Source organism: Streptomyces rapamycinicus NRRL 5491, assembly GCF_024298965.1.
Taxonomy (GTDB): Bacteria; Actinomycetota; Actinomycetes; order Streptomycetales; family Streptomycetaceae; genus Streptomyces; species Streptomyces rapamycinicus.
This window is the reverse complement of sequence record NZ_CP085193.1, coordinates 2,390,292-2,401,716: the sequence shown is the minus strand read 5'-3', so window position 1 is coordinate 2,401,716 and position 11,425 is coordinate 2,390,292. Positions and strand designations below refer to the sequence as shown.

Below are 11,425 nucleotides of genomic sequence, written 5' to 3'. Positions count from 1 at the left end.
GGCCCATGGAAGACTCCACGGTACTTGAACATCTCAAGCGCGCCACGACTGGCTTGCGTGAGGCTCGCGCTCGTTTGCGTGAGGTTGAGGAGCGGGCGCGCGAGCCGATAGCCATTGTCGGCATGTCGTGCCGGTATCCAGGTGATGTGAGCTCACCGGATGACTTGTGGGGACTCGTGGCGGACGGCGTGGATGCCATCTCCGCGTTCCCCGCGGATCGTGACTGGTCGGCCGGAGTCCTGGACGACGACAAGGACTCGGATCAGGAGTCGGCTCCAGCCGGACTGCGCGGTGGTTTCTTGCATGATGCGGCCGATTTCGACGCGGAGTTCTTCGGGATTTCTCCGCGTGAGGCACTGGTCATGGATCCGCAACAGCGGCTGCTGTTGGAAGCGTCCTGGGAGGCCATGGAGAGCGCGGGAATCAATCCCGCTGATGTACGCGGCACCGAGACCGGCGTATTCGTCGGAACTCAAGGGCAGGATTACCTGTCACGGTTCCAGCAGCACCCGGAGGGCAGCGATGGCTATGTGCTGACGGGTAACACGGCCAGTGTGATGTCCGGGCGTGTCGCGTATGTATTCGGTCTTGAGGGTCCGGCGGTGACGGTGGATACGGCGTGTTCGTCGTCGTTGGTGGCGTTGCATCAGGCCAGCGCGGCGCTGCGCAATGGTGAGTGTTCGATGGCGCTGGCCGGTGGGGTGGCGGTGATGTCGACTCCGGGGACGTTCGTGGAGTTCTCCCGGCAGCGTGGGCTGGCGGCCGACGGGCGCTGCAAGGCGTTCGCGGACGCGGCGGATGGGACCGGGTTCAGCGAGGGCGTGGGTGTGTTGTTGTTGGAGCGGTTGTCGGATGCTCGGGCGCGTGGGCATCGGGTGTTGGCGGTGGTGCGTGGTTCCGCGGTCAATCAGGATGGTGCGTCGAATGGGTTGACGGCGCCGAATGGTCCGTCGCAGGAGCGGGTGATCCGGCAGGCCCTCGCCAGTGCCCGGTTGTCGGCGGCGGATGTGGACGCCGTCGAGGGGCATGGGACCGGTACGACGCTTGGTGACCCGATCGAGGCTCAGGCCTTGCTGGCTACGTATGGGCGGGAGCGTGAGGGTGGTCGGCCGTTGTGGTTGGGGTCGTTGAAGTCGAACATCGGTCATACGCAGGCTGCTGCTGGTGTGGGTGGTGTGATCAAGATGGTCATGGCCTTGGACCGGGAGGTGCTGCCGCGCACGTTGCATGTGGATCAGCCGTCGTCGCATGTGGACTGGGATGCGGGGGCTGTGGAGCTGCTGACTGAGGCTGTCGCCTGGCCGCGAGGGGAGCGGGCCCGGCGGGCTGGGGTGTCTTCTTTCGGCGTCTCGGGGACCAACGCTCACGTCATTCTTGAGGAAGCACCGGTGGATGGGGCCTTGAGTGTGGAGGTGGTTTCCGCTGGTGGTGGTGTGGTGCCGTGGGTGGTGTCGGGGCGTAGTGCGGGTGCGTTGGCGGCCCAGGCGGGCCGACTGCTGGACCATGTCAGCGCTGCTCAGGCTGACGGTGGCGTGGATGCGGTGGGTGTGGGGCGTGCTCTGGTGGGTTCACGTGCGGTGTTCGAGCACCGGGCTGTGGTTCTGGGCTCGGATGTGGAGGAGCTGACTGCTGGGCTTCAGAGGCTGGCGGAGACTGCTGTTGGTGGTGCTGGTGGTGGTGTGGTTGCGGGGCGTGTGCGGTCGGGTGGGCGTGTGGCGGTGTTGTTCTCTGGTCAGGGGAGTCAGCGGGCGGGGATGGGGCGGGAGTTGTATGAGGCCTTTCCTGTGTTCGCGGTGGCGTTTGATGAGGTGTGTGAACGCTTCGATGGGTTGCTGGAGCGGCCGTTGAAGGAGGTGGTGTTCGCCGCTGCTGCTGGTGCTCCTGAGGGTGGGGGGTTGTTGGATCGGACGGTGTTTACGCAGGCGGGGTTGTTTGCGTTGGAGGTGGCGCTGTTCCGGTTGATGGAGTCTTTCGGGGTGCGGGTGGATTTCCTGGTTGGGCATTCCATTGGTGAGGTGGTGGCGGCGTATGTGGCGGGGGTGTGGTCGTTGGAGGATGCCTGCACGCTTGTCGCGGCTCGCGGACAGCTGATGCAGGGCCTGCCTGGTGGTGGGGTGATGGTCTCGGTCCAGGCTGGCGCTGAGGAGATGGGCCAGGCTCTGGAGGATCTGCGGGCTGGGTCTGGGCTTGGTGGTGTGGTGGAGGTTGCGGCGGTTAATGGGCCGGATCAGGTGGTGGTCTCCGGTGAGGAGGCTGCGGTGGCCCGGGTGGCTGAGTATTGGCGTGGTCTGGGTCGGAAGGTGAAGGGTCTGCGGGTGGGGCATGGGTTCCATTCGGCGTTGATGGAGCCGATGCTGGACGGTTTCCGGCAGGTGTTGGAAGGGTTGTCCTTCGCTGCCCCTCGGCTGGCGGTGATCTCCAATGTGACGGGTCGACCGGCTGGGGCGGAGGAGGTGTGTTCGCCGGAGTATTGGGTGCGTCATGTCCGGCAGGCGGTGTTGTTCGGCCCCGGTGTGGAGTGGCTGGCCGAAGACGGCCAGGTGACACGGTTCGTAGAACTCGGCCCCGACGGCGTTCTGACCGCCATGGCCCACAACTGCCTCGCCCACCACATCGATGCCGACGGTGAGGACGGCTCCGGCGCTGAGCCGGAGGTCATCGCCTCCCTGCGCCGGGACCAGCCCGAGGTCAGGGCCGTGCTGACCTGCCTGGCGAGGCAGTTCACCACGGGCGCGTCTATCGACTGGACCCCTGTACTCGGCGACAGCGACAGCAGCGCCCCGGGGGCCCATCTGGGCCTGCCCACCTACGCCTTTCAACGGCAGCGCTACTGGCTCGAGGCCCCGCACCACACAGCCGACGCTACCGACCTGGGCCTGGAAACCGTCGAACACCCACTGCTGGGAGCGGCCATTCCCCTTGCTGAGGGAGGGCGGGTGTTCGCGGGCCGTGTGTCCCTGAGCACGCATCCGTGGCTCGTCGACCACCAGGTGCTCAAGACCGTATTGGTACCCGGAACCGTTCTCGTCGAGATGGTGGTTCGTGCGGCGGACCGGGTCGGTTGCGGTCTGGTGGATGAGCTCGCGCTGGAGGCACCGCTGATCCTGACGGAGGAAGGTGGCGTCCAGCTTCAGGTAGTGGTGGAGGAGCCGGATGAGTCGGGTGTCCGGCCGGTCGCGGTGTACTCACGCCCGGAGGATCAAGAGTTCGCCGGTGATGCCGTGTGGGTGCGCCATGCGACGGGTTCGTTGGTGGCGGGGGAGCCGGTTGGTGTGGGTGGGGTGGGGTTGGAGCAGTGGCCGCCGGTGGGTGCGGAGTCGGTGGTGGCTGATCTGGATGCGTTCTATGAGCGTTTTTCTGAGCGTGGGTTTGATTATGGTCCGGCTTTTCGGGGGTTGGAGGCGGTTTGGCGGCGTGGTGAGGAGGTGTTTGCTGAGGTTCGTCTTCCGGGGGAGCGGGTTGGTGAGGTGGAGGGGTTTGGGGTGCATCCGGCGTTGTTGGATGCGGCCGTGCATGCGGTGGCGTTGATCGCTTCGGATGAGGATGAGGGTGAGGATGAGGGGGCGGCGCGTATTCCGTTTGCGTGGTCGGGGGTGCGGTTGTATGCCTCGGGTGCGTCGGTGGTGCGGGTGCGGTTGACCCGGGCGGGGTCGGATGCGGTGGCGCTGGAAGTGGCGGATGCGGCGGGTCAGCCGGTGATTTCCATCGAATCCCTGGCCTTGAGGCCCATTTCGGCCGAGCAGCTGCAGGCGGCCCAGACCAGTCGTTATGACTCCCTCTTCCAGCTGGACTGGCAGCCGGTGGCCACGTCGGCTCCGGCTGTTGCTGGGGGTTCGTGGGCGGTCGTGGGGTCGGACGCTGGGCTGGGTGAGGCGGTGGTCCGTGCGGGTGGATCGTGTGCCCGCTTCGCGGATGTGTCTGCGTTGATCGGCGCGCTCGGTGAGGGCGGGGTGGTCCCGGAGACGGTGGTGCTGTCCTGCCCGGCGGGCGGTGGTGAGAGCGACCTGGTTGCTGGGGTGGGGGAGTCGCTTTCCGCTGTGCTGTCTTCGGTGCAGCGGTGGCTGGGTGAGGATCGCTTGTTCGGGTCCCGTCTGGTGGTGGTCACCTGTGGTGCGGTCGCTACGGAGATGGGGGAGGATGTGGCCGATCTGGTGCAGGCTCCGGTGTGGGGTTTGTTGCGGTCGGTGCAGACCGAGAACCCCGGCCGGTTCCTCCTCCTGGACCACGACCCTGACCACGACCACGACCACGATCCTGACCACGACCCCGACCATGTCCAGGAGATCAGCTCCGCTGCGGCCGACGCGGTGGTGCGGGCCATCGCCACTGGTGAGGAGTCCCAGCTGGCCGTCCGGGGCGAGACCGTCCTCGTCCCGCGCTTGTCCCGCGTGGCCAAGCCCGCAGCGGATCTCGGGACGTCTACGCGATTGGTCTCCGGTGGGACGGTGTTGGTGACGGGGGCGTCGGGTGTGTTGGCGGGTGTGATGGCCCGGCATCTGGTGGCCGACCATGGGGTGGAGCATCTGCTGCTGGCCAGCCGTAGGGGCCCGGACGCGCCAGGGGCGGCCGAGCTGGTGGCCGAGCTGGAAGCGGCCGGGGCGTCGGTCACCGTCGCCGCCTGCGATGTGGCCGACCGCGAAGAGGTACGTGAGCTGCTGGCCGCCATCCCGGGGCAGCTTCCGCTGCGGGGCGTGGTCCACACCGCAGCGGTGGTGGACGACGGTGTCGTGGAGGGGCTGACCGATGAGCGTGTTCAGCGGGTGCTGGCGCCGAAGGTGGACGCGGCCTGGCATCTGCATGAGCTGACCCAGGACATGGGCCTGGAGGCGTTCGTGCTCTACTCTTCCGTCGCCTCCACTCTCGGTGCTGGCGGGCAGGGGAGTTACGCGGCGGCCAACGCCTTCCTCGACGCCCTCGCTCAGCGCCGCCACGCCCACGGTCTGCCCGCCGTGTCCCTCGCCTGGGGCCTGTGGGCACAGGCCAGCGGAATCACCCAGAACCTGAGCCAGACCGACATCGCCCGCATGGCCCGCGGCGGCACCACCGGACTCACCACCGAAGAAGGTCTCGTCCTCTTCGACACCGCTCAAAGCGTGGGACGTCCGCATGTGATGCCGGTGCGCATGGACCTGACGTCCCACCAGGCTCATCCGGAAGTGCCGGTCCCGGCAATGCTGCGGAACCTGATACGCACGCCTCTCCGCAAGGCCGCGACCGGGCAGAGCGGTGCGAAGCAATGGCGGGACCGGCTTCTGGGAGCGAGCCCGGAGGAGCGTGAGCGGCTTCTGCTGGACCTCGTCCGTATCTCGACCGCGACCGTTCTGGGGCACAGGGACTCCGGAGACATCGACCTCGAAGGCGAATTCCTCGAGATGGGGTTGGATTCCCTGACGGCCGTCGAGCTGCGAAATCAGCTCGGCGGCGCCACGGGGCTGCGGCTGTCCACGACGATGGTCTTTGACCATCCGACCCCGGCCGATCTCGCGGTTCATCTCGCAGACGAATTGAATACTCTCGCCGCAAGCTCCCCTGGATCTCCCAACCCACCCAGCACTCCCAGCGCCACGGAGTCCAACACCGCCGGCCCCCACGCCGTACTGGCGGAGATCGAAAAGCTCCGGGAAACGCTTTCCCTCGCGTCACTGGTCAATGAGGACCGGTCCCTGGCACTTGGCCGACTGGAAGACGTGCTCAATCAATTCGCAAAGCAGGATCAGGACCATGACCAGGCGTCTCGTGGTGAAGGAGCCGAGATGAGTCCAAGCGAAGGCGTCGACGTACTCAGTTGACCTACACGGGGCCTCCGTGGCCACGAGTGGCCAATCGTGGCCATAAGTGGCCACCGGCCCCGGCCCCGGCCCCGGCGACCCCGGCCCCGGCTCGGCCCCGGCCCCGGCCCCAATGACAAGAGCCCAGCGAATGCATGAGCCCGAATTCGCAGGCCATCCGCTGTGATCAATGAAGCAGGATGGGAAGGTTATCTTTGTGCTGCCCAAAATCAGAAGTCCATTGCCTGCCGACAGCGTGTCGAAAGCGCGCCGACAGCAAGCCGACAGCGCATTATCCGGTGTCCGGCGAACCCTTGTCCGAGTCGCCTGATCATGGTTAGAGTCGGCAGCGCGGACGCCCGAGTCACATAAGACGGATTCAACGGGGAAGTGGTGTCGATGGAATTCAGCGTCTTGTACTTTGCGAACCGTGAGGTCACGGATGCGTCCGCGGAATACGACCTGCTGCTGGATACGGCGCGGTTTGCCGATGAGCACGGCTTCAGGGCGCTCTGGATGCCTGAGCGACATTTTCATCGATTCGGCGGCGCGTATCCGAATCCGGCGTTGACGGCAGCGGCCCTCGCCACCGTGACGCGCAACATACGGCTGCGCGCGGGAAGTGTGGTCGTTCCCCTCCACGATCCGCTGGAGGTCGTGGAGAACTGGTCGTTGGTGGACAACCTCTCCCGCGGCCGCGTCGATCTGGCCTTCGGCACGGGCTGGGCGCCCAACGACTTCGTCCTGGCGCCGGACCGTTACCAGGAGCGCCGGAAGCTGACGATGGACGGGATCGAGGAGATCCGCGGTCTGTGGCGCGGGGACCCGGTGAAGCGGGTCAATGGGGAGGGCGACAGTGTCGAGGTACTCAGTTACCCTCGCCCGATGCAGCCGGAGCCCGGCCTCTGGATGACGTGTTCCAGCAGCCGGGCCACGTTCGAGGAGGCCGGTGCGCGCGGCCTGAACATCCTCACCGCTCTGCTCTTCCAGAAGGTGGAGGAGGTGGCGGTGAACATCGAGGTGTATCGGGCGGCCCGCGCCAAGAACGGTCTCGATCCGGCGGGCGGCACGGTCACCCTGATGATGCACACCTTCGCCGGCGAGAGCGACAAGCAGGTGCGTGACATCGTGAAGGAGCCCTTCAAGGCGTATCTCAAGTCCTCCTTCGACCTCTGGCGCAATCAGTGGAGCGATCTGAAGGGCGTGGACCAGGAGCAGGTGGTCAACTTCGCCTTTGAACGCTACTTCCGCACCGCATCGCTGTTCGGCTCCGTCGACAAGTGTGTCCGTTCCGTGGAAAAGCTGGCCCAGGCCGGTGTGAACGAAGTCGCCTGCCTCGTGGACTTCGGCGTGACCGGCGATGAGATTCGCGCGGCCCTGCCCTATCTCGACCAGGTCAGGAGCCGTGTCCAGGCGGGGACGTGAGTCGACCGGAAACGCCACCACCCTCCGTGCCGCTGCCCGTCCACCCCACCGCCGCCCTGCGGCGACGCCGATCCGAGGTGAAGGAAGATATGTCATACGACGCCGACGTCATCGTGGTCGGTGCGGGGCTGGCCGGTCTGGTCGCCGCGGCCGAACTGGCCGACGCGGGCCGCAAGGTCATCGTGCTCGACCAGGAGGGCGAGAACTCGCTGGGCGGTCAGGCGTTCTGGTCCTTCGGCGGCCTCTTCCTCGTGGACTCACCGGAGCAGCGCCGCATGGGTATCCGGGACAGCCGTGAGCTGGCGCTGCAGGACTGGCTCGGGAGCGCCGAATTCGACCGGTCGGAGGACCACTGGCCACGTCGCTGGGCGGAGGCGTACGTGGACTTCGCCGCCGGGGAGCAGCGGTCCTGGCTCAGGGAGCAGGGTGTGCGTTTCTTCCCGCTCGTCAGCTGGACCGAACGAGGCGGCTACGCGGCGTCCGGGCACGGCAATTCGGTGCCCCGGTTCCACATCACCTGGGGCACCGGGCCCGGTCTGCTGGAGCCCTTCGTCCGCAGGGTCCTGGCCGCCCGGGCCCGGGGCCTGGTCGAGTTGCGGTACCGCCACCGGGTCACCGGGCTGTCGCGCACCGCCGGGTCCGTGGACACGGTGTCCGGTGATCTGCTGGCGCCGGACGAGGTGCAGCGGGGGGCGGCCAGCTCACGTGAGGTGGTGGGCGCCTTCGAACTGCGTGCCCAGGCGGTGATCGTCACCTCAGGTGGTATCGGCGGCAACGACGACCTCGTCCGCAGGAACTGGCCGGAGCGGCTGGGCAACCCCCCTCGGCGGATGATCGCCGGCGTTCCCGCCTATGTCGACGGGCACATGCTCGAGGTGACGGAGAAGGCCGGGGGACGGGTCATCAACGGCGACCGGATGTGGCACTACAACGAGGGGGTCCAGAACTGGGATCCCATCTGGCCCCGCCACGGTATCCGCATTCTGCCGGGCCCCTCGTCCCTCTGGCTGGATGCCACGGGGAAGCGGCTGCCGGTGCCGCTCTTCCCCGGGTACGACACCTTGGGCACGCTCAAGCACATCATGAGCACGGGCTACGACTACTCGTGGTTCGTACTGACCCAGAAGATCATCGAGAAGGAGTTCGCCCTCTCGGGATCGGAGCAGAACCCCGACCTCACCGGGAAGAGCATCCGGGGTGTGCTCGGCAGGCTCCGCCCCGGCCCACCCGGCCCCGTGGAGGCGTTCCGGCAGCACGGTGTGGACTTCGTGGTGGAGCGGGATCTGGCCTCGCTGGTGCGCGGGATGAACGCGCTGACCGACGAGCCGCTGATCGACGAGGCCGAGCTCCGGCGCGAGATCGTCGCCCGTGATCGCGAGACGGTCAACAAGTTCTCCAAGGACCTTCAGATCAACGCGATCCGGGCAGCGGGAAACTACCTCGGCGACAAGCTGGGGAAGGTGGCCCCGCTGCACAGGTTGCTGGATCCCAAGGCCGGTCCGCTCATCGCGGTACGGCTGAACATCATCACCCGCAAGTCGCTCGGTGGTCTGGAGACCGACCTGTCCAGCCGGGTGCTGGCCGACACCGGCGAGCCCGTTCCGGGTGTCTACGCGGCGGGTGAGGTGGCCGGATTCGGCGGTGGCGGAGTGCACGGCTACCGCTCGCTGGAAGGGACGTTCCTCGGCGGATGTCTGCTGTCCGGCCGTGTGGCGGGCCGTGCCGCGGCGCGGGCCGTGGGCTGAACGCAAGAGCGGGCGCCAGGAAAGCGGCGCACAGGGCAACACCAGGCGCCGGGCAAACGGCGTGACCAGCGCACCACTTGACGCATCGGAGAGGCAGTTCGGATGTCAACGGCGGCACAGAGCAACATCGCTCAAGTAGGGGATCGCTACGACGAGTTCAGCGCGCTGCACGCCGTGCTGAGCGACAGCGACCTGCCCGTGGGAAGCAATCTGCACCTCGGGTACTGGAACGACGAGCACGACGAGGCCGACCTGGCCACCGCCACTGAGCAGCTGACACGGCAGATGCTCAAGCGGTTGGCGCCCCGGCCCGGACAGCGGATCCTCGATGTGGGCTGCGGAGTGGGCCAGCCCGCGATGAGCCTGGCCCGCGCCTGTGACGTCGACGTGCACGGCATCTCGGTCAGCCGCCGCCAGGTGGAGCAGGCCGCCGCGCGTGCGAGCGAGGCCGGACTGGCGGACCGGGTGCGCTTCGAGTACGCCAACGCCATGCAACTGCCGTACGCCGACGCCTCGTTCGACGCGGCGTGGCTCTTCGAGTCGCTCATCCACATGCCGGAGAAGGAGCGCGCGCTGAAAGAGGTGGCGCGGGTGCTCAAGCCGGGGTCCCGGCTGGCCGTCGCCGATATGTTCCACCGCCCCGGGCATGACTGGCCGCTCGAGGGGAGCGAGATCGTCACGGCGGTCGACCTCGACGACTACCAGAAGCTGTTCGACCGGGCGGGTCTCCGGCTGCTGGAGATCGACGATGTGTCGGATCACACGATCGTGCCGTTGCCGATTCAGACCAAGCTCAAGGCTCTGCTCGCGCCGTATCGTGAGGCACTGGTCCGGGCGGTCGGCGAGGGGCTCGTCAATCAGCTGATCGGGCCCGAGGAGGGCGTGGCAGCGCGGCCCGGCGGAGGGCTTCCCGGTTATGTGCTGATCACCGGAGAACGTCCGTAGAGCCGACCGGTCCACTCGCGGTCCGCGGCCGGTATCGCCCGCTCATCCCGGTTGTCATTCGTTGCGGCGCCAGGAGTCCGACGTGATAATCGAATTGACTTGGTGATCTTCTGGGGGTTGGATGCTCAAGGAACGGGGACTTGAATGGCGTGCGGTTGCCGTGTATCGGCTTTCGCTTGTTCAGCCTTCACTCGATGTCGGTGAGATCGCGCGCCGACTGGACCTTTCCGAAGCCGAAGTCCGCGCGGTCCACGCGGAGCTGGCCGAACATCCGCTGGTGGCCGGGCGATCCGCCCTGACCTGCGAGAACTCCGGTGTCAGCGAGAAGCTCCGCGAGGGTCTCCACGAAAGTCTCCGCGAAGGTCTCCACGAGGAGCTGGGATCCGGGGACGACCTCGCGGCGCGCCGGTGGCAGATAGCGAAGGCCCGATCCATGGTCTCCTCGGTGACCCGGAATTACGAGGCCGGTGAGGAATACGTCGGCGCCGTCCGGCGGTTCGACGGGGCCGATGCGGTGCATACGCGGCTGCGCGAGTTGTGCGGACGAGCCGCCAAGGAGTGCCGCATCTTCTCCTCTTCCTATGTCCAGCTTCCGAATTCCGTGGAGCAGGGAAACCAATGGGAGCGGGTGGTGGCGGAGCGCGGAATTTCCATCCGGGCCGTTCATCAGGACAGCTTCCGCGGCGATTCCACGGAGCTGGGCGCCGCCCGGTGGCTCGCCTCGCTCGGCGGGCGGATCCGTACCGTCCCCGTCCTCCCGACCCCCATGGCGCTGGTGGACGAACACATCGCCCTGGTGCCACTGGATCCCGAGGACACCACCCGCGGCGCGCTCGAGCTCAACGGGCACGAGGCGGTGGCGGCACTGCGGACGATCTTCGAACACTTCTGGGTCACGGCCACTCCTTGGGACGAGCCCGCGCAGCGGGACCGGGAGGGGCTCTCGCCCCGGGAGCGCGATCTCCTGCGCCTCCTCGCCAGTGGATTCACCGACGAGTCGATGTGCCGCAAGCTGGGCATCTCGCTTCGCACCGTACGCCGTGCGGTGGCCGATCTCATGGCGCGCCTGGGTGCCCACAGCCGCTTCGAGGCGGGTGTGCAGGCGGTCCGCTGCGGCTGGCTGTGAGGGGTGGCGGCGGCGGGGCGCCCGCCGGCGCACATTCCATCGGTCCGGTCCGAAGACAAGTAATCGAGCGGCTCGTGAAGTCCGCCCTGTCCCGAGGAGTCAGACGATGACCAATCCGTTCGACAACCCAGACGGCACCTTCCTGGTTCTGGTCAATGACGAGGGCCAGCACTCGCTGTGGCCGGCCTTCGCGGAGGTCCCGGCCGGCTGGGAGGTGGTGGTCCAGGAGACGGATCGCAAGACCTGCCTGGACTACATCGAGACGAACTGGACCGATATGCGGCCCAAGAGCCTGATCGAGGCGATGAACCGGGCTGAGCAGAGCCGGGGTTGACCCCACCGGGCCCCGACGAGCGGCCCGGAGAACACGGGTGGCCCGGAGAACGCGGATGGCCCGGAGGACACCGGCGGCCCGG

At 67.3% G+C, this 11,425-nt stretch carries 7 protein-coding genes; 6 read left to right on the top strand and 1 reads right to left on the bottom strand.

The genetic code is table 11. The features are described 5' to 3' along the window. Nucleotides 1-5 precede the first annotated feature (5 nt). The 4 genes from LIV37_RS09810 to LIV37_RS09795 all read left to right on the top strand — a co-directional run bounded on the left by LIV37_RS09810 (nt 6) and on the right by LIV37_RS09795 (nt 9,883). The gene (locus LIV37_RS09810; RefSeq protein ID WP_121825647.1) at nt 6-5,789 is read left to right on the top strand and encodes a type I polyketide synthase; all 5,784 of its coding nucleotides are present in this window, start codon (nt 6-8) and stop codon (nt 5,787-5,789) included. Between the two features lie 378 nt (nt 5,790-6,167). Continuing rightward, on the top strand, nt 6,168-7,193 hold the full coding sequence (locus LIV37_RS09805) for a MupA/Atu3671 family FMN-dependent luciferase-like monooxygenase (RefSeq protein WP_020866952.1): 1,026 nt from the start codon (nt 6,168-6,170) through the stop codon (nt 7,191-7,193). Between the two features lie 89 nt (nt 7,194-7,282). After that, complete coding sequence (locus tag LIV37_RS09800; protein WP_020866951.1) at nt 7,283-8,938, top strand: FAD-binding dehydrogenase; 1,656 nt, start codon at nt 7,283-7,285, stop codon at nt 8,936-8,938. 102 nt (nt 8,939-9,040) lie between these two features. Next, entirely contained in the window at nt 9,041-9,883 is an 843-nt protein-coding gene (locus tag LIV37_RS09795; protein WP_020866950.1) for an SAM-dependent methyltransferase, read from the top strand. A gap of 187 nt (nt 9,884-10,070) precedes the next feature. Here the strand turns inward: LIV37_RS09795 and LIV37_RS09790 are convergent, their stop codons facing one another. Next, a complete protein-coding gene (locus LIV37_RS09790; RefSeq protein WP_158634929.1) occupies nt 10,071-10,229 on the bottom strand; it encodes a hypothetical protein in 159 nt (52 codons plus the stop codon). A gap of 99 nt (nt 10,230-10,328) precedes the next feature. Between LIV37_RS09790 and LIV37_RS09785 the strand changes: the two genes are divergently transcribed. Continuing rightward, a complete protein-coding gene (locus tag LIV37_RS09785) occupies nt 10,329-11,009 on the top strand; it encodes a helix-turn-helix transcriptional regulator (protein WP_158634930.1) in 681 nt (226 codons plus the stop codon). 106 nt (nt 11,010-11,115) lie between these two features. Then, the gene (locus LIV37_RS09780) at nt 11,116-11,343 is read left to right on the top strand and encodes an MbtH family protein (protein WP_020866948.1); all 228 of its coding nucleotides are present in this window, start codon (nt 11,116-11,118) and stop codon (nt 11,341-11,343) included. Nucleotides 11,344-11,425: the final 82 nt, after the last annotated feature.